This window comes from Sulfurovum sp. AR (genome assembly GCF_000296775.1).
GTDB lineage: Bacteria > Campylobacterota > Campylobacteria > Campylobacterales > Sulfurovaceae > Sulfurovum > Sulfurovum xiamenensis.
Genome location: NZ_AJLE01000011.1, coordinates 84,688 through 110,609, shown reverse-complemented (window position 1 = coordinate 110,609; position 25,922 = coordinate 84,688). Strand labels below are relative to the sequence as shown.

31 protein-coding genes are annotated in these 25,922 nt (G+C 40.1%); 22 read left to right on the top strand and 9 right to left on the bottom strand.

All coding sequences use genetic code 11. From position 1 onward, the window contains the following. Positions 1-200 precede the first annotated feature (200 nt). Entirely contained in the window at positions 201-1,658 is a 1,458-nt protein-coding gene (locus tag SULAR_RS10780; protein WP_008245963.1) for a DUF3373 family protein, read from the top strand. Between the two features lie 174 nt (positions 1,659-1,832). After that, entirely contained in the window at positions 1,833-2,813 is a 981-nt protein-coding gene (locus SULAR_RS10775; RefSeq protein WP_008245962.1) for a hypothetical protein, read from the top strand. A 54-nt stretch (positions 2,814-2,867) separates the two neighbouring features. On the opposite strand, the gene SULAR_RS10770 is transcribed toward SULAR_RS10775, so the two are convergent. After that, positions 2,868-3,305: an MOSC domain-containing protein gene (locus SULAR_RS10770; protein WP_008245961.1), complete on the bottom strand. Its 438-nt coding sequence runs from the start codon at positions 3,303-3,305 to the stop codon at positions 2,868-2,870. 132 nt (positions 3,306-3,437) lie between these two features. Between SULAR_RS10770 and SULAR_RS10765 the strand changes: the two genes are divergently transcribed. The 6 genes from SULAR_RS10765 (at position 3,438) to soxZ (ending at position 8,151) form a co-directional block, all read left to right on the top strand. Further along, positions 3,438-3,875 (top strand): hypothetical protein, encoded by a 438-nt coding sequence (locus SULAR_RS10765; protein WP_008245960.1) that lies wholly within the window; start codon positions 3,438-3,440, stop codon positions 3,873-3,875. Continuing rightward, positions 3,872-4,339 carry a thiosulfate oxidation carrier protein SoxY gene (locus tag SULAR_RS10760; RefSeq protein WP_008245958.1) on the top strand — a complete coding sequence of 156 codons (468 nt, stop codon included), beginning with the start codon at positions 3,872-3,874 and terminating at the stop codon, positions 4,337-4,339. Before SULAR_RS10765 ends, SULAR_RS10760 begins: the two co-directional genes overlap by 4 nt. A gap of 267 nt (positions 4,340-4,606) precedes the next feature. Beyond that, positions 4,607-5,956, top strand: a complete 1,350-nt coding sequence (gene soxC / locus SULAR_RS10755) for a sulfite dehydrogenase (protein WP_008245957.1) — start codon at positions 4,607-4,609, stop codon at positions 5,954-5,956. Continuing rightward, positions 5,937-7,211: a c-type cytochrome gene (locus tag SULAR_RS10750; RefSeq protein WP_008245954.1), complete on the top strand. Its 1,275-nt coding sequence runs from the start codon at positions 5,937-5,939 to the stop codon at positions 7,209-7,211. Before soxC ends, SULAR_RS10750 begins: the two co-directional genes overlap by 20 nt. Before the next feature lie 100 nt (positions 7,212-7,311). Then, positions 7,312-7,758, top strand: coding sequence for a thiosulfate oxidation carrier protein SoxY (locus SULAR_RS10745; protein WP_008245952.1), 447 nt, complete (start codon positions 7,312-7,314; stop codon positions 7,756-7,758). A 75-nt stretch (positions 7,759-7,833) separates the two neighbouring features. After that, complete coding sequence (gene soxZ, locus SULAR_RS10740) at positions 7,834-8,151, top strand: thiosulfate oxidation carrier complex protein SoxZ (RefSeq protein ID WP_008245951.1); 318 nt, start codon at positions 7,834-7,836, stop codon at positions 8,149-8,151. A gap of 362 nt (positions 8,152-8,513) precedes the next feature. Here the strand turns inward: soxZ and SULAR_RS10735 are convergent, their stop codons facing one another. From SULAR_RS10735 to rpsT, 3 genes are read right to left on the bottom strand one after another with little or no spacing between them, the layout of a single operon-like run. Continuing rightward, positions 8,514-8,975 (bottom strand): hypothetical protein, encoded by a 462-nt coding sequence (locus SULAR_RS10735; RefSeq protein ID WP_008245949.1) that lies wholly within the window; start codon positions 8,973-8,975, stop codon positions 8,514-8,516. Between the two features lie 3 nt (positions 8,976-8,978). Next, positions 8,979-10,046 (bottom strand): peptide chain release factor 1, encoded by a 1,068-nt coding sequence (prfA, locus tag SULAR_RS10730; protein WP_008245948.1) that lies wholly within the window; start codon positions 10,044-10,046, stop codon positions 8,979-8,981. A gap of 51 nt (positions 10,047-10,097) precedes the next feature. Continuing rightward, positions 10,098-10,367 carry a 30S ribosomal protein S20 gene (gene rpsT / locus SULAR_RS10725; RefSeq protein ID WP_008245947.1) on the bottom strand — a complete coding sequence of 90 codons (270 nt, stop codon included), beginning with the start codon at positions 10,365-10,367 and terminating at the stop codon, positions 10,098-10,100. Positions 10,368-10,596: 229 nt separating this feature from the next. On the opposite strand from rpsT, the gene glmM reads away from it, so the two are divergent. Together glmM and lspA are read left to right on the top strand one after the other, a co-directional pair. After that, positions 10,597-11,934 carry a phosphoglucosamine mutase gene (gene glmM / locus SULAR_RS10720; protein WP_008245946.1) on the top strand — a complete coding sequence of 446 codons (1,338 nt, stop codon included), beginning with the start codon at positions 10,597-10,599 and terminating at the stop codon, positions 11,932-11,934. Beyond that, positions 11,934-12,383, top strand: a complete 450-nt coding sequence (lspA, locus tag SULAR_RS10715; protein WP_008245945.1) for a signal peptidase II — start codon at positions 11,934-11,936, stop codon at positions 12,381-12,383. Before glmM ends, lspA begins: the two co-directional genes overlap by 1 nt. 19 nt (positions 12,384-12,402) lie before the next feature. Here lspA and SULAR_RS10710 read toward each other — a convergent pair whose 3' ends face one another. Beyond that, positions 12,403-13,182 (bottom strand): inositol monophosphatase family protein, encoded by a 780-nt coding sequence (locus SULAR_RS10710; RefSeq protein WP_008245943.1) that lies wholly within the window; start codon positions 13,180-13,182, stop codon positions 12,403-12,405. A gap of 41 nt (positions 13,183-13,223) precedes the next feature. On the opposite strand from SULAR_RS10710, the gene SULAR_RS10705 reads away from it, so the two are divergent. Further along, positions 13,224-14,030: a paraquat-inducible protein A gene (locus SULAR_RS10705; RefSeq protein ID WP_008245940.1), complete on the top strand. Its 807-nt coding sequence runs from the start codon at positions 13,224-13,226 to the stop codon at positions 14,028-14,030. A 22-nt stretch (positions 14,031-14,052) separates the two neighbouring features. Here SULAR_RS10705 and SULAR_RS10700 read toward each other — a convergent pair whose 3' ends face one another. Together SULAR_RS10700 and moaC are read right to left on the bottom strand one after the other, a co-directional pair. Continuing rightward, entirely contained in the window at positions 14,053-14,322 is a 270-nt protein-coding gene (locus SULAR_RS10700) for a YbeD family protein (RefSeq protein WP_008245934.1), read from the bottom strand. Positions 14,323-14,340: 18 nt separating this feature from the next. Beyond that, positions 14,341-14,814, bottom strand: a complete 474-nt coding sequence (gene moaC / locus SULAR_RS10695) for a cyclic pyranopterin monophosphate synthase MoaC (protein WP_008245927.1) — start codon at positions 14,812-14,814, stop codon at positions 14,341-14,343. Between the two features lie 163 nt (positions 14,815-14,977). Between moaC and SULAR_RS10690 the strand changes: the two genes are divergently transcribed. From SULAR_RS10690 to SULAR_RS10650, 9 genes are all read left to right on the top strand, one after another. Next, on the top strand, positions 14,978-15,652 hold the full coding sequence (locus SULAR_RS10690; protein WP_008245926.1) for a recombinase family protein: 675 nt from the start codon (positions 14,978-14,980) through the stop codon (positions 15,650-15,652). Continuing rightward, on the top strand, positions 15,653-17,098 hold the full coding sequence (gene ccoG / locus SULAR_RS10685) for a cytochrome c oxidase accessory protein CcoG (protein ID WP_008245924.1): 1,446 nt from the start codon (positions 15,653-15,655) through the stop codon (positions 17,096-17,098). Between the two features lie 8 nt (positions 17,099-17,106). After that, a complete protein-coding gene (locus tag SULAR_RS10680) occupies positions 17,107-17,298 on the top strand; it encodes a hypothetical protein (protein WP_008245921.1) in 192 nt (63 codons plus the stop codon). Between the two features lie 11 nt (positions 17,299-17,309). Next, positions 17,310-18,479, top strand: coding sequence for an NAD(P)/FAD-dependent oxidoreductase (locus SULAR_RS10675; protein ID WP_008245919.1), 1,170 nt, complete (start codon positions 17,310-17,312; stop codon positions 18,477-18,479). Between the two features lie 135 nt (positions 18,480-18,614). Further along, the gene (gene tpx, locus SULAR_RS10670) at positions 18,615-19,130 is read left to right on the top strand and encodes a thiol peroxidase (protein ID WP_008245916.1); all 516 of its coding nucleotides are present in this window, start codon (positions 18,615-18,617) and stop codon (positions 19,128-19,130) included. A gap of 153 nt (positions 19,131-19,283) precedes the next feature. Continuing rightward, complete coding sequence (locus SULAR_RS10665) at positions 19,284-19,853, top strand: murein L,D-transpeptidase family protein (protein WP_038000612.1); 570 nt, start codon at positions 19,284-19,286, stop codon at positions 19,851-19,853. Between the two features lie 9 nt (positions 19,854-19,862). Then, positions 19,863-20,249, top strand: coding sequence for a hypothetical protein (locus tag SULAR_RS10660; RefSeq protein ID WP_008245913.1), 387 nt, complete (start codon positions 19,863-19,865; stop codon positions 20,247-20,249). A gap of 22 nt (positions 20,250-20,271) precedes the next feature. Continuing rightward, positions 20,272-20,865 carry a murein L,D-transpeptidase family protein gene (locus SULAR_RS10655; protein ID WP_008245910.1) on the top strand — a complete coding sequence of 198 codons (594 nt, stop codon included), beginning with the start codon at positions 20,272-20,274 and terminating at the stop codon, positions 20,863-20,865. Between the two features lie 108 nt (positions 20,866-20,973). After that, on the top strand, positions 20,974-21,498 hold the full coding sequence (locus tag SULAR_RS10650; RefSeq protein WP_008245909.1) for a DUF1566 domain-containing protein: 525 nt from the start codon (positions 20,974-20,976) through the stop codon (positions 21,496-21,498). 5 nt (positions 21,499-21,503) lie between these two features. Here SULAR_RS10650 and SULAR_RS10645 read toward each other — a convergent pair whose 3' ends face one another. Both SULAR_RS10645 and SULAR_RS10640 read right to left on the bottom strand, forming a co-directional pair. After that, entirely contained in the window at positions 21,504-22,280 is a 777-nt protein-coding gene (locus SULAR_RS10645; protein ID WP_008245908.1) for a UDP-N-acetylmuramate dehydrogenase, read from the bottom strand. After that, positions 22,281-23,144: a menaquinone biosynthesis family protein gene (locus SULAR_RS10640; RefSeq protein WP_008245907.1), complete on the bottom strand. Its 864-nt coding sequence runs from the start codon at positions 23,142-23,144 to the stop codon at positions 22,281-22,283. It lies immediately after the preceding gene. Between the two features lie 171 nt (positions 23,145-23,315). Here SULAR_RS10640 and recA point away from each other — a divergent pair, with 171 nt between their 5' ends. Further along, positions 23,316-24,353 carry a recombinase RecA gene (gene recA / locus SULAR_RS10635; RefSeq protein WP_008245906.1) on the top strand — a complete coding sequence of 346 codons (1,038 nt, stop codon included), beginning with the start codon at positions 23,316-23,318 and terminating at the stop codon, positions 24,351-24,353. Between the two features lie 294 nt (positions 24,354-24,647). Beyond that, positions 24,648-25,922 (top strand): phosphopyruvate hydratase, encoded by a 1,275-nt coding sequence (gene eno, locus SULAR_RS10630; protein WP_008245905.1) that lies wholly within the window; start codon positions 24,648-24,650, stop codon positions 25,920-25,922.

Sequence of the window (25,922 nt, the reverse complement as noted above, 5' to 3'; positions counted from 1 at the left end):
CACTTCCTCCCTTTTTAAATTCCCTTAGGCTCTTCATCTATTTCTTGCCTTTTTTAATATACTTTTTATAACATTTATAACGTAATATTAACTAACTACAAAATATTTTAAAAATTTACTTTTTTAAGTCTAAAATCAGTCTAGATGGTCTAAACTAACCGTTACATGTTTTGGACAAACATAAATTAAAGGAGTAAAACATGAAGAAAATTATAACAGCATCACTTGTTGCAGCATTAGCAGTAACTAGCGTTCAAGCGGAATCTACGTCAGATAGAATAGATTCATTAGAGAAAAAGCTTAAAAAGCTAAACAAAAAGATCAATGAAGTAAAAGCACACGATGCGGGTGATAACATCAAATGGGGTGTTGACATGAGAACATCTTATGACAACATTAATTATGATTTGGCAGATGGTACTACTGCAGGGAAATCTAACCTTTATAGCATGAGACTTTGGTTAAATATGGCGTATGCTCCAGATGCAAACAATGTATTTAAAGGTCAACTTTCTATGAACAAAGCTTTTGGTGCGAGTTTTGACAGCCCTATGAACCGTCCGTATGATGCATTTGACTGGACTACAAATGAAGCATTAAGAGACAGTGCTCTTAGAGTAAGACAAGCATACTGGTTGTATCTAGGTGAAAAAGCATTCGGTCTTGATATGCCTTGGACATTCTCTATCGGTAGAAGACCATCAACAAATGGTTTCCTTTCTAATTTAAGTCAAGATGATGCAGCTGCGTCTCCACTAGGACACATCATTAACGTTGAATATGACGGTTTAAGCTCTAAGCTTGATCTTTCTAAAGTAACAGGTGTGCCTGGAATGTCGATCAAACTATGTATGGGGAACGGTTCTACAAATGCAGTGCCATTGATCGGTTCTGCAACGCCAAATGCATCTCAAGAGTTCACTACCCTAGGAGAAAATTTGGAGGATATCCAACTTGCTGGGTTCATCGTTGAACCATACAATGATGGTCAGATCATCACAAAAGCACTTTGGTTTAAAGCATTTGATCTTCCTGATCTAGTTAATCCTAATGCACAACCAGGGGATTTTGATTTTGCTCAAATGACGCAAGTTGGGGATATAGAAGGTGGGGCATTCTCAGTTTTAATTGATGGTCTAACTGAGGAAGGCTATTTCGCAGATGCAAAAGTATTCGGTTCAATCGCATATAGTAAAACACACCCAGATGCAGGTCAAGCAATGTTAAACCCTATGGCTCCAGGAGAGAGTGAAACTGGTACATCATACTGGTTTGGTGCGTATCTTCCTGTAACAGATGGTGAGAACAACTACGGAAGACTTGGACTTGAATTTAACCATGGTTCACAGTACTGGAGACCATTTACATATGCTGAAGACACAATGGCTGGTTCGAAGATGGCTACTAGAGGTGATGCATTTGAAGTTAATTATACTTACCAGATCAATGAAGCACTTAGTATGCAAGCTAGATATGTAAGAATGGACTATGACTATACAAATAGTAACGGGTTCTTTGGTGGTACCACAGGTACATCTATGAAGATTGATGACGTTAAAGCGGCTGCTGCTGGTGGCCATGTTCCTTCACAAATGTGGTTACCAAATATTGTTGAAACTGCAGAAGATTTCAGATTCTACGTCAGATATAGATTCTAAAATCATTTAACAAAGGGTTTTCCCCCTTTGTTAACCCCTCATTTTTTTAAACCTCCTTACACAATAATCCCACTTTTTTTCTTTATCTTATGACACATAACATTATTAATTGAAATTAAATGAAGTTCAGTTATAATAATGGCCATGTATAAAACACACACGAAAAGGACTACAATGAAACACTTCACAAAATTGCTACTTGCAATGGTTGTTGCTATGGGAATGGTAACGGGAACTGTTGCAAATGACACGAATACAGCTACACACAATGTAACGATCTTGACGGCAGATAACAGCGATGGTAAGATCACACCTAAAACGATCGCAGCGGCATTTGAAAAAGCAGGATTTTTCATCAATGACAACAGAGATATGACAGCACCATGGAAAAAGCAGATCAAAGACGGTACAAAAAACTTTGATACACTTGACTTTGATGTCTATAACCTCTTTACAATCTTTAAAAAAGATGTAGTGGTAAAATTGGGTCAGAAATATCCTAACATCGGTCTTTTCTCTCCAATGAGTATGTCTATCTGGACAAAAAAAGGGTCAAAAACAATTTCTGTCTCTTCTTTGAGTGCTGCGGCAATGGCAGAGATCATGGGAGTTCCTGCGGATGATGCAGAGTTGATTGCTTACGGTAAGCTTGTAGAAGAGACGCTTAGAGCAGCACTTCCAAATGCAAAAGTGGAAACAGTAACATATGAGATGAAACAGCCGGAAGGTCCACTTGTTTCAACAGCACAATTCGCTATGGATCCTGATGGAGACTGGGAAGAGATCAAAGAAGAGTTCCAAGCTGCTTTTGAGCAAGAATTGATCCCGGCTATGTTCATCAATGCAGGATTTAATGACCTTAACTATGATATGGAAGAGAGTGGTTTTGAAGGGTATACTTTTTATGACGTTTACTCTATCTGTTACCTAGAAGTGATCTATACTGTGGCTAAAACACATCCTGAAGCAGGAGCATTCGCACCTTGTTCAATGTATATGTATCAAAAAAGAGGAACACATACAATGGAGATCGGATTCCCTTCAGTATATAACTGGATAGCATCATTAGCGATCGAAGATAAAGCGTCTCATGACATTCTACTCATGGCACAGAAGAAAATGGAAGATATACTTAAAAAGCTTACAGCTAAGTAATCAAGATATTTCTAGAGGGCAACTGCCCTCTAACTACATGATAAAACATACCTCTTAACTTAAAAGAGTTATTTCATCACCTTTTTTAATCATACCACCCTCAATCACTTTAGCAAAAATACCTCTGTCATTTTTAAGCAGTGTAGGCAGATTCTCATCAATTTTTGAAAGATGGTCACACATCGTGCAGTTTTGGCTTATTTCCAAGAGAACTTCACCGATACGGAGTTGATCTCCTGGCATAAGCTGGTAAGGATTGTAGTCCATCAAGATGTTCTCTCCCAATGAACCAAAAGGAAAAGTGATGTTATGTTTGCTGGCTAAGGCATAACTCGCTTCTGATGTAAGCAGTACGGATCTGTTGATATTTGTATCATAATACTTATCTTCTATGATACCCTTTGGATCCAGGTTAACTAACTCTTTTTCAATGCGAGTAGAAGAGCCTTGTACAGATATAAAAAGAGTTGTTACTTTTCCTACATTTTTCATAAACGTGCTCCTCTTTAGTTTTTTAGAATTGTACCATAAAGATTTTATAGAGGCTGAACTGATGGTTTGTGTCAGAAAACTTAAAGCTCTTTTATATTATCTTTAATCAATATTTGATTTTTAGGGGTTTCAGTGAGTATAAGCAGTGAAGAGAGAATAGAACAGTTTTATCGCATGGTGGAAGAGAATATAGAGAATGGTATGCACTACAGGGATGCCATAGAGTTGGCAGCAGTGACGGTAGGCGGTCTTATAACGGCTAAAGTCTCCCAGGCGATGGCCAAGTATCAAGAGGCGATTCACCCGCAGTCTCATCTGTCCCAAGAGGAAGATAAAGATGCCTTGGCACTCTTAAGCATGGGAGTACTTTGGGATAATACCTATTTTAATCCTATAGAGCCGGATACTTCGACACCTTTGGAAAACACTCTGGCCGAGTCGATCTATTTTATCATGAAGTACGGGAAAGAAGAAGATGGATTGAACAAGGCATTAGAGGCAAATGAGAAATGTGAAGGTGATGTGGAATCACGTGCCAAGGCTATACAGAGAGTTTTGGAAAAAGTATGAATCGACGTCATTTTTTAGTTTTTGGTTTTTGTATTTTCCCTTATGCAGCAGAGGTGTTCGCGGTAGATTACAGAAAGCGTAATCCCCTCGCATGGAAAGCCTCTTCGATCAATGATGCAGCTATGGAACTGTATGGAAGAGAAAAATTTGCAACGATTCAAAAAAGTACAGCGATAGAACTTATTGTCCCTCGAGGTATCGTTAGGGATCCAGAAAACATCCCGATCACCATACGTTCATCACTCAAAGCAAAAAACCTTGCTATTTTCCAGGATGCTAATCCTAAGAGTCTGGTCGCCGTCTTTGATATCAATGAAGAGAGTGTGATCGAGTATGAGCTTCCTATAAGAATGGAGTTTAAGGGAACTGTTTTTGCGGTACTTGAAGGGTTGGATGGGAAACTCTATTACACACGTGAATATATTGAAGTACTCCACTTAAGCTGTATGGGTTCCGGAGAGTAAAAAGGTTGCTTGATGTGCTTACAATAATCACTTATTCAGTACTTTAGATCTGTTTTGCAAACCCTATATATAATATTTATGATAATTATATAGTTTTTTTATGTTTGTGGTGCATTTTTGTTACAGAGAGAAGATAATTACATAGTTTCTAAGTAGAGATTAATCATTTTAATCCCTAACTTTTATTTTATTTGAATATAATCTATGGCATATGACGAAATTAAGGGATACATCCTTAGTCATTTTAAAATTAATCAAGGAGGACAAATGAATAAGATAACTAAAGAAGAGTTTGACGTTGTTTCTGAAGTATCAGAGCAAACATCAAGAAGAAACTTTTTCAAGAAAACAGCAACTTATTCTATGGGCGCATTAGCTGCAGCTAGTGTTGTCGCACCCGTCACAATAGATGCGAGTGAGCATATTAAAGCAAACCCTGAGGATGATCTAAACATCATGGAAGAGAAACCATGGAGTCTTAAGTTTGGTGCACCTGTAACAGAGAACCTATACGGTCAGCCATCACCATATGAGCATCAGGTAACAAGAAGAACAACACCAATTTTGTCTTCTGGTAACTATAGAGCATCAATTGCGGTAACACCTATTCAGGATCTGAATGGAATTATCACACCAAATGGTCTTTTCTTTAACAGAAATCACGGTGGTACACCAACAATCGATCCAAACCAGCATAGACTAATGATTCACGGTCTTGTTGAGAAGCCGATCGTTTTAACAATGGATCAGTTGAAGAGATATCCAAATGTAAGTAGAGTTCACTTCCTTGAGTGTCCAGCGAACGGTGGACCAGAGTGGAGAGGACCTCAGTTTAACTCTATCCAATTTGCAAAAGGATTTATGTCTTGTGCTGAGTGGACTGGTGTTTACATCAAAGATATTCTTAAAGACCTTGGTCTTAAGCCAGAGGCACAATGGATGCTTGCAGAGGGTATAGATAACTCTCATATGGGTAGAACTATCCCTGTAGATAAAGTACTTGATGATGCAATGATCGTTTGGGGACAAAATGGTGAAGCATTACGTCCAGAGCAAGGGTACCCGATCAGAATCGTTGTTCCAGGTTGGGAAGCAAACTTATGTGTAAAATGGTTGGCTAGACTTGAGTTCGCAGCAGAGCCATTCTTTGCGAAAGAAGAGACATCTAAATATACAGCATTGAAACATACTGGTAAAGCGATACAACACTTCTACGCAAACGAAGTGAACTCTGTTATTACTTCACCATGTCCTGAGAAGCCATGGACAGACCTTAAAAAAGGTGATATGGTAGAGATCGAAGGACTTGCATGGTCTGGTATGGGAACAATCTCAACAGTTGATGTATCATTCGATGGCGGTAAAAACTGGGTAGAAGCATCATTGAAAGGTCTAGTACTTGATAGAGCTTGGACTAGATTCTCTATTATGCATGAATATACAGGTGAGCCTATGCTCCTTAGTTCACGTGCTTCAGATGACGCAGGACACATTCAGCCAACAGTGAAAAATGAAAGAGCTGCGGTAGGAATCGAAGGTGTTTACCATAGAAATGGTATCCATACATGGGAAATAGATGCAAAAGGAGAGGTTACAAATGTACAAATCTTATCATAAAAAAATTGTTGCAAGTACACTGCTTGCATCAGTAGTATTTTTAGGAACAGCTTGTAATGCATCTAACGGTACAAAAGATACAGCTGGAGCAAATCCTGCAACTGAAACAAAAAGTGCAGCAGCAAATACTACAATGAATACAGAAGGTTTCACTCAAAGAGAAATAGATGCTGTAGGTCCAGCAAACGCTTTAGTCTCTGACAGTGTTAAGAAAACATATGAGCATAATAATAAACTTGTTGTGGACGGTGGGGTAACTTATCCAAGTGTAAATGGTAAAAGAGGTGCGTATTATGTCAATGATGCAGCACACGCAACGCCATTCAACAAAGGTAAAGTAGCGACTGCGAATGAGCAAAAAGCTTGGGATATCGATGTAATGCCAGACGGTACAGGTCTTCCTGAAGGTTCAGGTACTGTAGAAGAAGGTGATGAACTGTATGAAGAAAAATGTGCATCTTGTCACGGTGACTTCGGTGCAGGTTCTGGACTTTACCCGAAACTTACTTTGGGTAATGCATATGCATTACAGAAAACAATGAAGAATCAAAGAGTTAATCCGGATTCTGAAGGTCCTCAGCGTGCATTCGGTCCATACTGGCCATATGCAAGTACATTATGGTGGTACATCAAAACAGGTATGCCTCACCAAGCACCAATGTCTTTAACTACGGATGAAGTCTATGCATTATCTGCATATATCCTTTACATTAACGAGATGAAGATCGATGGTGAGCTTGTGGATGATGAGTATGAACTTGACAGAGAGAAGTTCTTAAAGATCGTTATGCCAAACGTTGATGGTTTTGAGCCAAAGATCACTGGACCAGAAGGTCAAGACTATGCACGTAAATACTTCAATAACCCATTGAACTACGGTAACGGTGTAAGATGTATGAAAGACTGTTTTGAAGGTGAGCCTGAAGTGCAGAGAATCGGATTTGAACTTACTGACTTTAACCCACCGTTAAGCTCAGAAAAATCATTGCCTGAAGTAGAAGAAGCAGCGCCAGCAGCACCTGGTAAAGATACTTATGAAGCAAGCTGTGCAGTATGTCATGCTACAGATGCAATGGGTGCACCTGCAGTAGGTGATAAAGCAGCTTGGGCAGCAGCACTTGAAAAAGGGTTAGACCAAGTATATCATAACGCGATCGTTGGAAAAGGTGGTATGCCTCCAAAAGGTGGTGCTATGGACCTTTCAGATGAAAAAATAAAAGAAGTAGTCGATTATATGATCGGAGCAAGTAAATAATTGTGACTTATCACAATTATTTCACAATAGAATAGTAAAATAAAATATCAGGTTGGTTCATCCAGCCTTTTATCTAAATTTTTTATACAAAGGAAATAAAATGGATAGAAGAAAATTTATGAGTTTAAGTATGGCTGCAGCAGCTGTATTGCCAGCAAGCTTATCTGCAATTGATTTCAGAGCTACAAAGCCTGATACATGGACTGCACACACTGTAGCAGACGCAGTTAAAGCACTTTATGGTGATATCAAACCAGAAGAAAAAGGTGTAAAAGTAAAAGCACCAAAAGTAGCAAGTAACGGTGGAGCGATCCCTGTAACTGTAGAATCTGACATCGCTGCTAAAACTGTAGCTCTTTTCCAAGATGTAAACCCTGAAGCAGCAGTATGTGTATGGGATGTACAAGAGGGTGGGATCGTTGATTTCATGACTAAGATCAAGATGAAAGAATCTGGTACAATCACTGCAATCGTAGAAGGTACTGATGGTAAATTCTATTCAGGTAAAGTATCACTTGAAGTTGCTCTTGGTGGATGTGAAGGTTAATCATCCTTCAAGCCGTTGGTTTAGAGAGTAAAATCTAATTAAGTATAAACAGAAATAGAAAGAAAAAGGAATATTATGGCTAATATGAAAATTAAAGCAAAGCTTAAAGGCGATGTTGTAGAAGTAAAAGTAATGGCAAAACATGACATGCTTACTTATGATCAAGCAAAGAAAAAAGGTGTTGAAGCAAACTTCATCACTCACATTAGTGCAAATGTAAACGGTAAAGTAGTATTTGATGTATCTACAAGCCAGTTCTGGTCTAAAAATCCACAGTTCAAATTTTCCTTCAGAGATGCAGGATTGAAAAAAGGTGACAAGATCGAGATCACTTGGACAGACCTTAGCGGTAAAACTGTTACTGAAGACAAAAAGATCAAAGGTATTAAATAATACCTCTTCTGACCGTCTTCGGTCAGATAGCATAAAGAGTTAATCCATAGACTTTAGATAGAGTTTATGGATTAATTCTATTACAACTTAAAGTGTATACTTCACATTTTATGACAATACTTCTTCTATCTCTTTTATCTAACTATTATTATATTACATGATATTCAAATAACGACATTGATCCGATTTTTATTCTGAGAAAAAGTGAAAAGATATATTGGTTTATGGGTGTGGTTTTTTATCTAAGTACGGACGTTATCGTGTAGAGTGTCATCAGATATAGAGAAACCCCTGTTTTTATTCTATTTACTATGGTGAATTTAGAGTGGTGGAGTAAAAGAGTTTAAAAGTAAAGATGAGGGTTAAAGTACTTGATGCACTTCAAACCAATAGACTTCACTTCTTGTGATCGTAGCTTTTTTTCGTTGATCAAAGTGTTCTGTGATATCAAAGTCTTCTTTGCCCAATCCTTCTTTATATGCATTGATAAATGCAGTATAGGTCTCTTCTTTCATGGCAGTGATCTCATAGGTCACTTTGTCATAGAGTAGTCCATCAACCTGTTTTTGTTCTCTCTCTATTTCATTAAGATTGATGCTTCCATAACGCTCCTCTTTGGGAAGGGTCATATTCATCTCTATATAGGTACGCATAGAGGCAAGCATATGCTCGAGTTGTTTGACTGGTACTTCAGAGGATTCAATGATCGTAGAAAGCTCTTGTGTATAGCCCCAGGCACCGGAGACGGAAAGATCTGCATCAAAAGCTGCTTTGATAACCTCTTTTAGATCATTATCGCTTTTGAGTTGTTCAAATTCTAACATGGATCAGAGTCCTGCCTCTTGGATAGCTTCTGTTTGCGCATGGGCGATAAGCGGATCGATGACCAATTTTAAGTTACCGTTGTTCATGACATCATCCAAAGCATAGAGGGTCAATCCGATACGGTGATCGATCAACCTGTTTTGAGGGTAGTTATATGTTCTGATCTTCTCTGAGCGATCCCCTGAGCCCACTTGAAGTTTTCTTTGACTTGATGTTTCATCAAGTTGTTTCTGTAGTTCCGCTTCGTAAACTCTTGCTTTTAGTACCTTCATGGCTTTGTCTCTGTTCTTGTGCTGAGACTTTTCATCTTGTATGGCGACGACAATGCCTGTAGGAATATGTGTCAAACGTACGGCAGAGTCAGTGGTATTGACCGATTGACCCCCACAACCGCTTGAACGGTAGACATCCATTTTAATTTCATTGGGTTTGATGTCTATCTCAACGTCATCTACTTCAGGTATGACCGCTACCGTAATTGCAGACGTATGTACACGTCCCTGTGTTTCGGTATCTGGGACACGTTGTACACGGTGTGTACCTGCTTCGTATTTAAGCTTGGAGTAGACACTATCACCTTTGATCTGTGCGATAAGCTCTTTATATCCTCCTGAGGTACCTTCATTGGTGCTGACGATCTCTATTTTCCATCCCATCTGTTCTGCATAGCGTGAGTACATTTTAAAAACATCAGCCACAAAAAGTGCACTTTCATCTCCTCCTGCACCTGCACGTAGCTCAAGGAAGATATTTTTGTCATCATTTTTGTCTTTGGGTATCATAAGCACTTTGATCTCTTCTTCCAAGACAGGCAGCATCGGCTCTAACTCACTTAGCTCTTCTTTTGCAAGATCACCAAGCTCTGCATCCCCTAAAAGCTCTTTATTTTCGTCTATAGCTTCGGAAGTCTCAACGTAAAGATTTGCTTTTTCTACTAATGCACTAAGGTCAGATTGCTCTTTACTGAGTTCTGTCATACGCTTAATATCACTAGCGATATCCGGAGAGCTTAAAAGTTGACTGATTTCGTTGTATCTGTCGATGAAAGGTTGAAGTTTTTCTTTGAACATAGGCGTTCTTTGTGTTAGATTGTGATTTTAATGAGGGTGTATCGAGACTGCTTATGCAGCTTCGATAGCATTTACCATTTTATGAAGACGGCTTACTTTTCTAGCAGCAGTTGTTTTCTTGATGAAACCTTTGCTTACTAGTGAGTGGATTTGTTTGTTCGCTGTTGCGAATGCTGCCGTTGCCGCTGCTTTATCAGCTGCTGCTACTGCTTCATGTACAGCTTTTGTGATGTTTTTAATTCTTGTTCTGTAATATCTGTTTCTTTCAGTTTTTACAGCAGTTTGCAAAATACGTTTTTTTGCTGATTTATGGTGTGCCATGTTGTTTCCTTTATTAGGTATGTTGTTATTACTCAATTCATAGAGTGAAAATAGTTCGCGAATAATAGCTAAAAAAAGATTAAAGATTTATTAATGTAATCTTATAGTTGATGAATTGTATGAAGATGTAGAGGGTGTTTGTTATAGAGAAAGGTTAATCATATTTGCGTTAAAATGTTGCCAATAGAATGAAGGGCTAGTGTAAACCCCTATAAACAAGGAAATAATTTTGGAACTTTTCGGAACAGATGGTGTACGTGGGAAAGCAGGGAAAAAAGTTAGTGCAGTCAATGCAATGCGTTTAGCTATGGCCACGGGTATCTATTTTAAGCAATTTGCCAGAACCAATAAAATATTAGTGGGAAAAGATACCAGACGCAGTGGGTATATGATCGAAAATGCTATGGTCTCAGGCCTTACTGCTGTAGGGTTTGATGTGATACAGATCGGACCTATGCCTACACCGGCCATCGCATTTTTAACATCCAATATGCGTTGTGATGCAGGGATCATGATCTCTGCAAGCCATAATCCCTATTATGATAACGGTATTAAGTTCTTTGACTGGCATGGAAACAAACTGAACCGTGAAAGAGAGAAGGAAATTGAAGCAATTTATGAGGATGATGCACGGATAGAAGAAGCACAGGTAACTGGCAAAGAGATAGGAAAGTCAAAAAGAATAGATGATGTGATCGGCCGCTATATTGTGCATATCAAAAACTCTTTCCCCGGAACTGCAACATTATCGGGTAAACGTGTGGTGATTGACTGTGCGAACGGAGCGGGGTACATTGTAGGACCTACGATACTGCAAGAGCTTGGTGCAGAAGTTGTGGTATTAGGGGATAAACCTAACGGATTTAATATCAATGAAGGATGCGGGGCAATGCATCCGGAGTATTTGGCAAAAGCAGTACTTGAATATCGTGCAGATATTGGTATCGCTTTGGATGGCGATGCAGATCGACTTGTGATAGTCGACGAGAAAGGTGACGTCGTCGATGGAGATAAGTTGATGGGTGTGCTTGCTGTACATCTTAAAAATCAAGGGACTCTCAAAGGTGATGGGATGGTTGCTACGGTGATGAGCAATCAGGGACTTGATGAGTATCTTGCTTCACAGGGGCTTAAGCTCTATCGTTCTGCAGTCGGGGATAAAAATGTTGTAGAAATGATGCAAGCGCATGGTATGAACTTTGGTGGAGAACAGAGTGGGCATATCATTTTCTCAGATTATGCCAAGACGGGAGATGGTATCTCCAGCGCACTACAGGCTTTGGCATACCTGGTAGAAACTGGGCAAAAGGCGAGTAAAGCATTTAATCCCTATGAGTCGTACCCGCAACTTTTAGTGAACCTTTTGGTCCATGAAAAAAGAGATTTTGATACGATCGAAGGGTTAGATGCCCTCAAAGAAAAAATTGAAGGGTTAGGCATACGTCATCTTTTCCGTTACTCCGGGACAGAAAATAAAATACGCCTTTTGCTCGAGGGAAAAGATGAGAAAAAGCTTGAAGCGATTATGGAAGAGTGTGTAGCATTCTTTAAAAGGGCGTTAGCTTAATGAGAGCTTTTGCTGTCTTTTTCCTGGTCCTTTTAGGGACTTTCATTATAGACCAGAATATCAAATCGCTTTTTATTGAGGGGTACTATCGACCGGGACAATGTATAGACCTTGAGCTGCACTATAATAAAGGTGTGGCTTTCTCTATGCTGTCATTTCTTGGACCTTACCTTAAATGGATACAGGCGCTCCTTGTAGTTGCGATCCTGTTCTTTGTATTTAAAGAAGGGTATATCAAGCGTTATGCCTTTCCTGTAGGGCTGCTGATAGGCGGTGCACTAGGGAATGTCTATGATCGTTTCGTGCATGGGGGTGTCGTGGATTATGTTGCCTGGCATTGTGGCTTTAACTTTGCCGTATTTAACTTTGCAGATGTGGCTATAGATCTTGCTGTTGTGTGGATCTTGGTGATGATCTACTTCTTTCCTCAAAAATCAGAAAGTAAATAAAACGGGGCTGATACACTATTTAGATCTTTTCTAAATAGTGTATCAGCTGTTGATGTACTTTGCCATTGCTTGCGACAATACTTTTATCATTAAAATCAAATGGTTGGTTATCTACATTGCTGATCTTGCCACCTGCCTCTTGTACGATCAAAATCCCTGCAGCCACATCCCACGGTTTAAGATCGATCTCATAGAAAGCTTCTACTTTTCCTTGTGCAAGATAGCACAGATCGATCGCTGCTGCACCCAGCCTTCGGATATCCTGGATATGCGGCAGCAGGTTGGTCATACAGTTGATCACCCACTGGTACTCAATACCGGCATTGACCTTGGCATAGGGGAAGCCTGTGGCGATCAGTGCGTTTTGAAGCTTGTTTTGTGGGCTAACCTCAAGTCTTTTCCCATTACAATAGGCACCTTCGCCCTGTACTGCCCAGAACAGTTCTTCCAAAATAGGGTTATAGACAACAGCAAGTGTCGGCCTTCCTTGTTCCCAAACACCAAGTGAGATCGCAAGGTGGGGGATACCATGAACGAAGTTAGTCGTACCATCGATGGGGTCAATGTAGATGGCCTTCTCATAGTGGTAACTTCCATGGTGACTCTCTTCTCCTATCAGGGTATACTCAGGAAACGTTTTTTTGAGTTGATCGATGATAAAGGCTTCAGTTTTGACATCAAATTCGGTGACAAGATCTACCACGCCTTTATGGGAGACGCCTTTGTGATGAGAGGCATATCCCTCTTTAACAATCTTCCCTGCTTCTAGTGCTATCTGTTTTAATGTATCTATATTCATAGGAATGATTATAGTATAATCTCTCTATGAAGAAAAAGATAATGATACTGTTATTATCCTCATTAGTGATCATCATGGGGTATTTTGGACTGCAGGCTTACTCGCAGGCAAAAAAGTATGAGCAGAGTACTCAAACACTTGTCATGGATAAAGAGATTTCAGCACAGGCTGAATATCAGGCAAAAAGTTGGGCGGAGCAATTCAGTTTGGGATACTATGAGAATGATAAACGGCTTTTACGAGAAGCAATTATCCATGCACAAAAAGAGCATCAATTAGAAGCAAAGCGTTATACCTTCTATGTGATGGGGATGCTTCTTGTGATTTTGATCAGTGCTTTTTTGATAGACTTGAGGCTCTTCACATTTTTTGGCGGTTTGACGGCATTGGTTGTGTTAATATTTGGTCTTTTTGCTCCCTTACTGACAGTGACGATCCATAAAGAGTTTGAGTATATAGGTGATGTGATACTCTCTTTTGAGTCCAAAAGTCTCTTGGGGTCAGTTGTGAAGTTGTGGGAGGGTGGTGAAATAACGGTAGCTTTGGTCATCCTTCTCTTTTCGGTATTCATACCGCTCTTCAAGACGCTCTCTTTAATGTTTGTTGCGATAGTCATAGAGAGTAGGTTCGCCCATAGTATCGTACAGTTTTTCAAATGGGTTGGGAAATGGTCAATGCTGGATGTTTTTGTGGTGGCTACATTGTTGGTGTATCTTACAAGCAGTGGTTCTGATGTTAGTCATGCTGAGATACAAGTAGGGCTATATTTCTTTTTAGCCTATGTGATCGTCTCTATGCTGGTGAGTTTGGGTGCTGATAAAATGTTGCACAGGAGAAGGGATCTATAGCGCTTCAGAAGCGCAGGGTGATTTAAATCACCATGTCCACGTCGTCATGATCCTGACAGTATTTAAAGATACGGTTTCTCTCTTCTTCTGTATCTACAACACAGCTGGCGTTGTAAGTATGGAATTTCCCTGTTCTTGAGGAATTCCCTAGAGAACAAAGATGTTCTTTATCTCCCATTGCTTCCTTGATACACCGTAAAAGGGCTTCCTTATCTCTGCCTATAAGTTTAAAGCCCCATTGTGTCGGATACTCGATTTGTGGTCTTTGAGGTGTTTTATCATCTAAGATCATGGATTCTCCTTTTTAGACTTATGCACGATTAAAATCGCCGCTCTTGCCACCGGATTTATGTTCCAGTTGTACATTTCTAATAACCATCCCTTTGTCTATGGCTTTGAGCATATCGTAGATCGTGAGCAGTCCTACACTGACTCCGGTAAGCGCTTCCATCTCTACGCCTGTCTGTCCATTGAGTTTTGCGGTGACCGTGAGTTTGAATCCCGGGAGCTCAGGAAGCTCTTCAATGTCCGTTTTTACCGATGTGAGCATGAGCGGATGGCACATAGGGATAAGCGTTGAGGTCTGCTTCGTCCCTTGGATGGCAGCAATGACCGCGGTTTGCAGAACGGGCCCTTTTTTGGCTGTATTTTCCAGTACGGCATCAAAAGCAGCCTGTCCTACTTCTATGATACCGCTTGCCGTGGCGATACGGGTAGTATTGTCTTTGTCTGAGACATCGACCATTTTGGGTTTGTTTTGTTCATCTAGGTGTGTAAGGTTCACTTTTTATCCTCATGCTTGTTTCTCTAGACGTATTTTAACATAAAATAGGTGCAAGGAAGAAAAAATGACGAGGATAGTGTTAAAAATGACGAAAATAGTCTGAAATTACTTGACTTTTATCATCACATAAGATAATATAATAAAAATTATCAAAAGGAATAATATGGTTTATGCATATATGAGGCAGGTGCCAGGTTTTCCGCATTTGACCACACAGCAGAGCGATATTCTTGCATTTTCTCTGAGAAATGAACTGAATATTGATCAAGAAGTGGTGGAATACGCGACGAAAAATCTTCTTTTGGATGAGAGAAAGGATTTTGAAGCATTTTTGCAAACCATGCAAGATGGGTATACCGTTATCGTCTCTTCTTTGTTTGTATTGAGCGACAAAGTTGAAGAATTGATAAAGGTGATAAATTGTATGCTTAGTCATAATGTGAATCTTTGGATCGTAGACTCAAATATGCTCATGAACAAAGAAACCAGCATGGTAGAGATCTTCCCTTTATTAAATGCATTAAGAGAGGAAGAAAAAGAGAAGACAAATCAGATAGGACGTCCAAAAGGGAGCAAATCAAGCTCTAAATTTGATATCTATCAGAGAGAGATCATCTCTTTTTTGAGAGAGGGAATGAATGTTAGTGCGATAGCCAGAGAGTTGGACGTAAGCCGTAGTTCACTGAAAGACTATATCGAGTCACGGGGGATCAGAGAGTTAGTAGAAGGGGCATGGATGGAGCTGAACCCATCAGAAGGTGCCAGAGATATGGACAATATCGTGCTGATATGTCCGTTTGAAAAAGAGAAAGAAGCAAAAGAACGAAAGGTATCATAAATGGAATCTACAATAACAACAGAAAAACCAAAGAAAAATCAGGCAAAAGAGTATTTAAAAGGTTGGGTACCTTATCGTATCAAAAGATATTGGTTCTATGCAGCCGCAACGGTCATCGCCATGGTTATGCCATGGATCACGATCAATGGTAACCATCTCTTTTTATTGAGTTTTGATCAGAAAAAACTGCATTTGGCAGGGATCGCTTTTGATATGCAAGAGCTCTACTTAATGCCGTTTCTGCTGATGCTTCTTTTCCTGGGTATCTTTGCCGTCACAGCGGTGGGAGGTAGAGCATGGTGTGGTTGGGCCTGTCCTCAGACCATTTTCAGGGTGATCTATAGAGATGGTATAGAGACAAAACTTTTAGGGCTGAGAAAAAAGATCAAAAACAAGCAAAAAGAACCGGATATGAGTAAAATGGAGAACAAAGTAAAAAGTGTGATCGCTATCTTGCTCTGGTCTGTGTTGGCATTTGTAGCTTCTGCCAACTTTTTATGGTACTTTGTACCTCCTGAAGACTTCTTCAGGTATTTGAGCGATCCTGCTGAACATATGGTGTTGGTAGGTGTGTTGGTGAGTACGGCACTCTTTATCATACTTGATGTGGTATTCATCAAAGAGAACTTTTGTGTCTATGTCTGTCCTTATAGCCGTGTGCAGTCTGTACTGTATGATGATGACACGATTATGGCTGTTTATGATCCTATAAGAGGTGGTGACATTTACGAAGGACATGGGTATGAGAGAGAAAAGAAATTTACGAAACAAAAAGATCTTTTAAGTATCGAACCGAATGCCGAGTGTACCACATGTGAAAGTTGTGTGACCGTGTGTCCGACACATATCGATATCCGTAAAGGACTTCAGCTTGAGTGTATCAACTGTCTGGAGTGTGTAGATGCTTGTACTTCAGTGATGGGCGCATTAGGTAAACCAAGTCTGGTGCAGTGGTCAAGTGAAAAAGAGACCCTTCGTCATGAAGGTAAAACGAACTACTTTAGAGGCAAGGTCATTGCATACTTTGCTGTGCTTTTGATCGTACTGGTAACACTGTTCGTGATGGGAAGCAAAAAAGAGCATATGCTTCTAAATATCAACAAGAGCCAAAGACTCTATAAAGTGTTGGACAACGGTATAGTTCAGAATGACTATATTTTCATGTTTGCCAATACAGACAGCCAAGATCATACTTACTACTTTGAGATCGTAGGGAATGACAAGATCACCATAAGGAGACCTTCTGAGCCATTTGAACTTGGTGCAGGTCAGAAAAAGAAAAAAGTGGTGGTCCTGGAAACAAAAGAGCAACTGGCAAACAATACAAGAAAAGATGTACCTGTCCCTATAGTGATAAGAGCCTATGCTACAGATGACAAAGAGAAGATCATGGTGGAAAGAGAACAGGTCTTTTTCTACCCTCGTGCAGACTTAGTGAATAAATAGGAGAAACGATGCATAGTACAGAACCAACACTTGAAAACATTGAAGATTACAACGCTAAAGGCAGTACGGAAAAAAGATTAACGGTATGGATCGTGATCCTATCAGGCCTCTTGGTAGGCGCAATCTATGGTATTTTGATTGCAAATTCAAGTGTATCAGACCGTTTGGAAACACAAGAAGCCATTAGTATATTCAAGTAACAGGAGGGCAGATGGATAAAGTATTGGTATTGGGTGGCGGCTTTGCAGGTGTTGAAGCAGCGATCTATCTGAAAAAGCAAGACTTGGATGTCACACTGGTGAGTGACAGGGATTATTTTTATATCTATCCTACTTCCATCTGGATACCCACGGGTGAAGCAACGCGGGAAGATGTCTCTGTCCCTCTCGACAAGCTTGCGATGAAACATGGATTCCAGCTTATCATAGACCCCGTACTTCAATTTGACGCGGAAGCCAAAAAAGTCACTTTAGAGAGTGGGCGTATCTTGGAGGGTTACCCTTATATCGTTGTTGCACTCGGACAGGACAAGATGCAGTTGAAGGGGTTGGAGCATACACTTTCAATCTGCGGTAAGCCAGAAGAGGCTACGGCACTTTATGAACGTTTGGAGACATTAATTCAGAAAAAACAGGGAAGAATTGCCATGGGCTTTGGCGGTAATCCCAAAGATACCTCTGCTGTTCGCGGAGGGCCTGCATTTGAAGTACTTTTTAATGTGGATACCTATCTGAAGAAAAAAGGGGTACGTGAGAATTTTGAACTTACCTTTTTTGCCCCTATGGAAAAACCTGGACAAAAGATGGGTGAAAAAGCATTAGTGATGATGGATAAGATGTTCGAGATGACGAATATTCATCGAAAAACAGGGACAAGGATCACACATTTTGAAGAAGATGGTATCTGTTTTGCAGATGGAACGAAACTGGAATCGGACCTGACGATGTTTATCTCGGCAGGGATGGGACATCATATACTCAAAGCGTCTGGACTGCCACTCAGCGATGCGGGGTACATTGTTACCAATGAGTATAATGAAATAGAAGGCTTTGATGGCGTGTATGCCATTGGTGATTCTGCCTCTCTTATGGGGCCTGAGTGGAGAGCCAAACAAGGACATGTTGCTGAGGTCATGGCTAAAAATGTAGCCTATAATATTATGAATCGTATACAAAACATTGATTCCAAACGAAGTTATATGGGACATTTGAATATTTTGTGCGTGATGGACACGGGTAATGGTGCAGCCTTTGTCTATCGTAGTGACAAGGGTGGGAAAATGATCCCTATGCCTATCGTGGGTCACTGGATGAAAAAGATGTGGGGATTGTACTGCCGTTATTCCAAACTAGGAAGAATCCCTAGGCTGCCTGGGATGTAATTGTGGTACAGCTTAGTTTTTTAAATCGATTTTTTGACTTTTTCTTATAAATAAGAGTATTTTTGTCCTACTTAAGATTGTATTTATATCTTTTAAGAGATAATGCATGTACAAAAATTATTTTAAGGAAATTAAATGGCAACAGTAACATTTAAAAACGACATCGTATGTAACCTAGCAGGTACAGAAATCAATGTAGGTGACACAGCGCCAGTAACAACAGTAGTAAACTGTGATCCAATGCTTCAAGACGAAACAATTGGTGGTGAAGGTAAAGTTCAATTGGTCATTGCTGTACCATCACTTGACACAGGTGTATGTGATGCAGAGACTAGAAGATTTAATACTGAAGCTGCTGGTCTTGACGGTGTAGAAGTCATTACAGTCTCTATGGACCTTCCATTTGCTGCAGCTAGATGGTGTGGTGCTGCAGGGATCGATAACATTAAAGTATGTTCAGACTTTAGAAACAAAGATTTTGCTAACAATTATGGTGTTCTTTTGGCAGATGGTCCTTTAGCAGGTATCATGGCTAGAGTTATCTTTGTGATCGGTAAAGATGGTAAAGTTGCTTATAAGCAAGTGGTTCCAGAAATTACAGAAGAGCCTAACTATGAAGAAGCATTGGCAGCAGCTAAGGCAGCTTGTTAATTTGCTTACTCCTTTTCGATAAACCTCTTCTTTTGAAGAGTGTTTATCTCTACCTACTCTTTTTCTCTTGCCGTTGACTCTTTTTTATTTACCGTTAGTTATCTAACTTGTGCTAAAATTTCCTCATTATACGCTTCAAGGACAGTAAACAATATGCGATATCTTTATGGATTTATAATGCTTTTATGGTTGACAGGATGTAAGCAACCTCTTGAACCTAGGGTAGTGAATAACCACTATACTTTAGAAGAGTGCAAAGAAGAGTTACTAGAGGCTGAAGATTATTCTCAGGGTGAAAGTATCGATAAGATCGTTGTGGTCAAGAAAGAGCGTAAAATGTATTTGTATAAAGAGGGTAAAGTACAAAATACACTTCCTGTCTCTTTAGGGAAAAATCCGATAGGGCACAAGCAGCAGCAAGGCGACAATAGAACACCTGAAGGTGAATTTTGGATCTCCAGAAAACTATGTTCTCCTCAATACTTTCGTTCTCTTTGTATCTCATACCCACGTCCTGAAGACAAAGTAAGTGCTGCTAGAAGGGGCGTTAATCCAGGTGGAGCGGTGACGCTTCATGGACAGCCTACCTGGAATGCGGATGGTAAGGGAGATAGCTATACGTTATCTAAAAATTGGACGCAAGGGTGTGTGGCTGTGACAAACTCTGCCATGAAAGAGTTGTGGTATGCTGTGCGTGAAGGTGTCCCTATTATTATACGATAAAGGTGGCTTGTGAGATATACGCAAAAACAGATCGACAAATTTAATCGTCAGAAATATATAGTAGAACTCGAAAAGATCAGTAAAAACCTTTTTCGTATGTTCAGAGATGAGCATGTGACTGCTGAGAATTTTGTTAAAAAATTTGGGCAGCTAAAAAGTAAGTTTGATGAAAAAGAAGAGGTGCAGTTAGAATCTGAGTATCATCAACAACTTAAAGAGTATATCACGCGTATCTATCAAAGTACATGCCTGGTTGAGGAGTTTTCGGATAAAAATCTTTCCGATATACGTGAGGCAGAGATGAGTAATTTAAATCGGTTGCAGAAGTTAAAGAACGGTACCTCTTACAAAAAAGATAAACATAAATCCAAACGCCAAAATGAGGATTGGGGTTGATTGTTCTTATGAAAGGAAAGCTATGAAGATAAAATGGGGTATGCTAGGCCTGCTTGTTGTACTCTTCATCGTTGGGTGTGGAGAAACACCTTACTATGGAAAGGTGGATAATACACCTTATGCAACAAAAGAGTGTATAAAGGAATTAGCAAGTGGGGCAGAGATAGACCACAAGAATAAAATAGATAAGATCGTTGTCTATAAGAAAAAAAGAGTGTTGTATGCCTATAAAGATGGTAAAGTGGTTGAAACGTTCCGTATCTCTCTAGGTGCAAATGGTGGCGCTGACGCTGGGAACAAAGTAAAGGCGGGAGATTATAGAACGCCGGAGGGTACCTATAGCATTGTGAGAAAGAAATGTGATGCAAGACTCTATAGGTCGCTTATGATCTCTTACCCGAGTGAGGCTGATAAGGCAAGAGCAAGGAAAAGAGGTGTAAATCCGGGTGGGTATATCACGATCCATGGACAACCTAAGTGGAATGCAGATGGACGAGGGGATGAGTATACCCTTTCACGTGATTGGACAGAGGGATGTATGGCAGTCCCAAACCTTGCTATGGATAGACTTTGGGCGGCTGTTGAAAAAGGTGTAGAAATAGAAATACATGCATGATTCGTTATATAATATTAGATTATTTCAGATTATATGTAAAATTTAGCTTGGTTTGATGTATCTTATATTATCATATTGAATAATATTGGGTAACCAAAGGAGAAAAATATGAAAAAAGTACTGATATCGGCATGTTTATCTATGTTCACAACTTTACTGATGGCAGGGGGAGATGCAACCGAAACGCTTGCACCTGTAGCTGAAGTATCACAAACACCTTGCAAGACCAATAAGGTCTACATTGAATCGGATGCAGGCCTTATGTGGCAGGATGCAGCCTATACAGATGGAGAAGATGGTGCGTACAAACGTGGACATTCAGTAGGTAAAGCTGGGAAGCATAGACATGCGATGAATTACTGTCGTACATTGAACTATGCAGGATATAATGACTGGAGATTGCCTACAGCAGATGAATTATCACATGTACATGAGGCACCAGGTAATCCCTTTGCATACTATCGTGGTTCAGACTTTTGGTCGACTACACCTAGTACAGAGAACAGATATTATGTGGTATTCACAGCAGATGCAATGCAGTATGCAAGAAAACCTAGTGAGTCTAATTATATTAGATGTGTCCGTTGTTTAGGTGAAGGGTATGTATTTTCTAGATCAAAAGATGTAAAATAGGTTTTTTAGAGAAGCTTTATCTCTTCGATTAATACTATATTAAATCGATTTAACACTTTACTTTTTGCCAGGTCTATAAGTGACTTGGCTTCCTCATACGTTCCTCCTCCTAAATTGACCAAGAAATTGGCATGCACCGTACTCCATTGCATTTGACCTTTGCGTACGCCTTTTAATCCCACAGCTTCTATTAGACGTCCGGCATAATCACCTTCAGGGTTTTTAAATGCAGAACCTGCACTTGGTTCAAGCGGTTGATTGGATCGTAGGTTGAGCAGTTCATCTAGGAGTTTTTGGTCAAAACCATGCTGTATCTCAAACTTTGCATGGGTTACGATACCTCCCAGTTTAGCGAAACGATAGCCGTGTTCTATCTCATCTGCTAAAACCCATTTTCCATTGATCTTTACGGAGTGTAAAATATTAAATATCTCATATGCTTTGACACCTGCATTCATAGCAAGCATGCCACCTAGTGTTCCTGGAAGTTTGGAGCAAAACTCAAAACCGCCAATATCATGTTTCTTCGCATAAGAGACGATGCGTCCTGTGGGCATCGCTGCACCAATCACCAGCATATTATCTTCTTGGGTGATAGTAGCAAAATCTTTAGAGAGCATCATAAGCGGAGGAGGTGTAGGCGAGACAAGCAGGTTGTTCGCACCTCCGATGAGGTACCTGTTCTCAGGTATGGTATCACCCTCTTCTATCATTAGGACTTGTGTGGGCTGCCCCACTTTGATACTGGAGTATTTGGAAAAGTCTATGGTCTTAAAAAACATTTAGCTGTTCCGGAGGGTTTCATACTCTTTGGGGATCAAATACTCTTCCGTTTTGATAGGTGTTTCCCATAACCCATGCTGAAAGCCCAATTCATAGAGTCTGTCAAGTGCTTTTATTTGAAGCGTAGAGAGTTCGACCGATGTATCAGAGGCATACATATCAAGATATTTTTTAAGCATTTTATCTGAGATGCGTACAAGGTGTTCTGCTTCCAGTTTGGCACAGAGTTCCTCTTTTCGCTCATTAGCCACTTTCACACCCTCAATGAGAATATTTTCTATATCGATAGCACGGTTCAATGGTAGACTTCTTCGTATCGCCATACCGCCAAGGGGTAGGGGGAGACCTTCTCCTGCCAACTCTACCCAAATATCCCATACCTCTTTTTCAACTTCCAGACTTGTATCAAAATCCAAGATGGACTCATGGATCAGTACACCTGCATCGACCTTTCCTGAAACGACAGCCTCTTCTATCTCAAGGAAATCCATATAGACAGGTCTTGCATCAGGATAATAGATCCTGAACAGCATGGCATTGGTCGTGTATTTTCCAGAAAGCGCCACTTTAAAATTGCGTTTGAGCTTTTTATCTTTGCGGCGTATGAGCTTGGGACCATACCCCTCACCGAAACTTACTGCGGTACGAAGCAACGCATACTCATCTTTAATGAGCGGATACATCCCAAAACTGATGGCAGAGACATCATAGGTTCCTTTTAGTGCTTCTACATTGAGCGTTTCAATGTCAAGACCAATGTTCTCAAACGTATAGCCTTTGGTATCAACCCATCCGAATTTAATGGCAAAATACATAAAAATATCATCTGCATCTGGAGAATGGGCTAATTGTATAGGATTCATGGATAGGGTACTCTCTTTGTTAGGATAGATGTATTTTATCATTGTTTGTATTTGTGGCAACTTTTGAGAAAATTTTATAAAAAACATGTCAATTTGACATATTTTTGAAACTCGCATGGGAAACGTAATAGAATGGTGCTAGAATTCAACATTAAGGTTAAGGATATGACAATGGCAATGGATGCAAATAAACAAAAAGCACTGGATATGGCGATCAAGCAGATCGATAAGACGTTTGGTAAAGGTACGCTGATGAGACTTGGAGATAAAGAGTTCGAACCTATCGAATCTATCTCAACAGGCTCACTCGGTTTAGACATGGCATTAGGGATCGGCGGTATACCTCAAGGGCGTATCATAGAGATCTATGGTCCTGAGTCATCTGGTAAAACCACACTTGCCTTACAGACCATTGCTTCAGCACAGAAAAAAAATATGGTGTGTGCATTCATCGATGCAGAACATGCACTGGATGTGGTGTATGCCAGAAATCTGGGTGTGGATACGGATAATCTTTTGGTTTCTCAACCGGATTTTGGTGAGCAGGCACTGGATGTACTTGAAACCTTGGCAAGATCAGCAGCAGTTGATCTGATCATTGTTGACTCTGTTGCCGCACTTACGCCAAAAAGTGAGATAGAGGGAGATATGGGTGATCAGCATGTGGGACTTCAGGCAAGATTGATGTCACAAGCACTACGTAAACTCACTGCAATTTTGCATAAAACGAACACAACAGTGATCTTCATTAACCAAATTCGTATGAAGATCGGTACCATGGGATACGGATCACCAGAAACAACGACAGGGGGGAATGCACTCAAATTTTACTGTTCTGTGAGAATTGATGTGCGTCGTATCGCGACACTCAAACAAGGTGAATCTTCTATAGGTAACCGTGTCAAAGCAAAAGTAGTGAAAAATAAAGTAGCACCTCCATTTAGACAGGCTGAGTTTGACATTATGTTCGGTGAGGGGATATCTTTTGTAGGAGAACTTATTGATTATGGTGTGAAGATGGATATCATTGACAAATCAGGTGCATGGTTCTCTTATGGTAGTGAGAAACTGGGACAAGGGAAGGAGAATGCAAAGATCACCATCAAAGAAAATCCTGAACTGATGGCAGAACTAGAAGGCAAAATCAAAGAAGCACTCGGCTTTGGTGAAGCCTTGGCAGTAGATGAGAGCGAAATGATCGAAGATTAAATCTGAACATCTAACCTAGAACCTCAAATACCCTTGGAGGTTCTGGCATGATTTGATACTCTTCTATAATAACCCAATAAATTAAAATAACTACACCTTACTACTTTTACTCTTCTAAGGGTTCCCTCATATCTTTTAAAATGAGGTTTTTTTAGATGAAGAAGAACAAAACTTCACATTATGCTACACTCTGGCTTCCTAATGATTCTTTGAGATAAATATTTACTTAAGTATTGGGTAAAATTCGATAAAATAATAGATAAATGTAAAATAGCAAATATGTAAAGGATAGAGATGATTTTTATCGATGAGATCGTAGCAACAGAGGTGATGGACAGTAGAGGAAACCCTACAGTAAAAGCAACGGTAAGTTTGAGTGACGGAACAGTGGAGAGCGCTATTGTCCCAAGTGGTGCAAGTACAGGTAAACGTGAAGCACTTGAACTTCGTGACGGTGGTGACAGATACATGGGGAAAGGTGTCCTTCAAGCCTGTGAAAATGTAAATGGTCCTATCAGTGATGCGCTTGTCGGTCTTAGTCCTTTTAACCAGGCAGAAGTAGACCTTGTGATGAAAGAGGTTGATGGTACGAACAATTATGGAAACATGGGTGCCAATGCGGTACTTGGTGTCTCTATGGCGGTAGCTCGTGCAGCTGCAAAAAGCATGGGTATGCCGCTTTACCGTTACCTTGGTGGGGCGAATGCTGTGGTGATGCCTGTACCAATGCTTAATATCATTAACGGTGGGGAACATGCGAACAACTCTGTAGACTTTCAAGAATATATGGTCATGCCGGTAGGATTTGATAGATTTTCAGAAGGACTAAGAGCCTGTGCAGAAGTGTATCATAACCTTAAAAAGATCATTGATGGTATGGGTGAGAGTACAGCGGTTGGAGATGAAGGTGGTTTTGCTCCAAACCTTAAGTCAAACGAAGAGCCAATTCAGGTGATTATGCAAGCAATCGAAAAAGCCGGATACAAACCAGGTGAGCAGATCGCTATTGCCCTTGATGTTGCTGCCTCTGAGCTCATCAATGATGCAGGCAAGTATGTACTTAAGTCAGAAAATAGAGAATTGACATCTGAGGAACTTACTGCATATTATGCTGATATGTGTGCGAAGTACCCTATTGTATCGATCGAAGATGGATTAAGTGAAGATGACTGGGATGGCTGGAAGCATCTTACAGAAGTATTAGGGGATAAAGTACAGCTTGTAGGTGATGACCTCTTTGTGACCAATGTTTCCATCTTGGCAGAGGGGATCGAAAAAGATATCGCAAACTCTATCTTGATCAAACCAAATCAGATAGGAACGGTTTCTGAGACGATGCAAACAGTACGTCTTGCACAAAGAAGCGGGTATACGTGTGTCATGTCTCACCGTTCAGGGGAGAGTGAAGATACATTTATTGCAGACTTTGCTGTCGCTTTGAATACCGGTGAAATAAAGACGGGATCAACGGCAAGAAGCGATAGAATCGCTAAATATAACAGACTGCTTGAGATCGAAGCGGAACTTGGTCAGTTTGAGTATTTGGGTGCGTCAATTTTTACAAAGTAA

Bases quoted from the DNA above. Each gene is read 5' to 3' on its own strand.
- SULAR_RS10775 (WP_008245962.1), top strand. From the start codon at position 1,833: ATGAAACACTTCACAAAATTGCTACTTGCAATGGTTGTTGCTATGGGA.
- SULAR_RS10735 (WP_008245949.1), bottom strand. From the start codon at position 8,975: ATGTTAGAATTTGAACAACTCAAAAGCGATAATGATCTAAAAGAGGTT.
- SULAR_RS10750 (WP_008245954.1), top strand. From the start codon at position 5,937: ATGTACAAATCTTATCATAAAAAAATTGTTGCAAGTACACTGCTTGCA.
- eno (WP_008245905.1), top strand. From the start codon at position 24,648: ATGATTTTTATCGATGAGATCGTAGCAACAGAGGTGATGGACAGTAGA.
- SULAR_RS10705 (WP_008245940.1), top strand. From the start codon at position 13,224: ATGATACTGTTATTATCCTCATTAGTGATCATCATGGGGTATTTTGGA.
- ccoG (WP_008245924.1), top strand. From the start codon at position 15,653: ATGGAATCTACAATAACAACAGAAAAACCAAAGAAAAATCAGGCAAAA.
- soxZ (WP_008245951.1), top strand. From the start codon at position 7,834: ATGGCTAATATGAAAATTAAAGCAAAGCTTAAAGGCGATGTTGTAGAA.
- SULAR_RS10665 (WP_038000612.1), top strand. From the start codon at position 19,284: ATGCGATATCTTTATGGATTTATAATGCTTTTATGGTTGACAGGATGT.
- SULAR_RS10710 (WP_008245943.1), bottom strand. From the start codon at position 13,182: ATGAATATAGATACATTAAAACAGATAGCACTAGAAGCAGGGAAGATT.
- SULAR_RS10655 (WP_008245910.1), top strand. From the start codon at position 20,272: ATGAAGATAAAATGGGGTATGCTAGGCCTGCTTGTTGTACTCTTCATC.
- soxC (WP_008245957.1), top strand. From the start codon at position 4,607: ATGAATAAGATAACTAAAGAAGAGTTTGACGTTGTTTCTGAAGTATCA.
- SULAR_RS10680 (WP_008245921.1), top strand. From the start codon at position 17,107: ATGCATAGTACAGAACCAACACTTGAAAACATTGAAGATTACAACGCT.
- SULAR_RS10760 (WP_008245958.1), top strand. From the start codon at position 3,872: ATGAATCGACGTCATTTTTTAGTTTTTGGTTTTTGTATTTTCCCTTAT.
- SULAR_RS10650 (WP_008245909.1), top strand. From the start codon at position 20,974: ATGAAAAAAGTACTGATATCGGCATGTTTATCTATGTTCACAACTTTA.
- rpsT (WP_008245947.1), bottom strand. From the start codon at position 10,367: ATGGCACACCATAAATCAGCAAAAAAACGTATTTTGCAAACTGCTGTA.
- SULAR_RS10640 (WP_008245907.1), bottom strand. From the start codon at position 23,144: ATGAATCCTATACAATTAGCCCATTCTCCAGATGCAGATGATATTTTT.
- SULAR_RS10770 (WP_008245961.1), bottom strand. From the start codon at position 3,305: ATGAAAAATGTAGGAAAAGTAACAACTCTTTTTATATCTGTACAAGGC.
- prfA (WP_008245948.1), bottom strand. From the start codon at position 10,046: ATGTTCAAAGAAAAACTTCAACCTTTCATCGACAGATACAACGAAATC.
- SULAR_RS10780 (WP_008245963.1), top strand. From the start codon at position 201: ATGAAGAAAATTATAACAGCATCACTTGTTGCAGCATTAGCAGTAACT.
- recA (WP_008245906.1), top strand. From the start codon at position 23,316: ATGGCAATGGATGCAAATAAACAAAAAGCACTGGATATGGCGATCAAG.
- lspA (WP_008245945.1), top strand. From the start codon at position 11,934: ATGAGAGCTTTTGCTGTCTTTTTCCTGGTCCTTTTAGGGACTTTCATT.
- SULAR_RS10745 (WP_008245952.1), top strand. From the start codon at position 7,312: ATGGATAGAAGAAAATTTATGAGTTTAAGTATGGCTGCAGCAGCTGTA.
- SULAR_RS10700 (WP_008245934.1), bottom strand. From the start codon at position 14,322: ATGATCTTAGATGATAAAACACCTCAAAGACCACAAATCGAGTATCCG.
- SULAR_RS10645 (WP_008245908.1), bottom strand. From the start codon at position 22,280: ATGTTTTTTAAGACCATAGACTTTTCCAAATACTCCAGTATCAAAGTG.
- SULAR_RS10675 (WP_008245919.1), top strand. From the start codon at position 17,310: ATGGATAAAGTATTGGTATTGGGTGGCGGCTTTGCAGGTGTTGAAGCA.
- SULAR_RS10690 (WP_008245926.1), top strand. From the start codon at position 14,978: ATGGTTTATGCATATATGAGGCAGGTGCCAGGTTTTCCGCATTTGACC.
- tpx (WP_008245916.1), top strand. From the start codon at position 18,615: ATGGCAACAGTAACATTTAAAAACGACATCGTATGTAACCTAGCAGGT.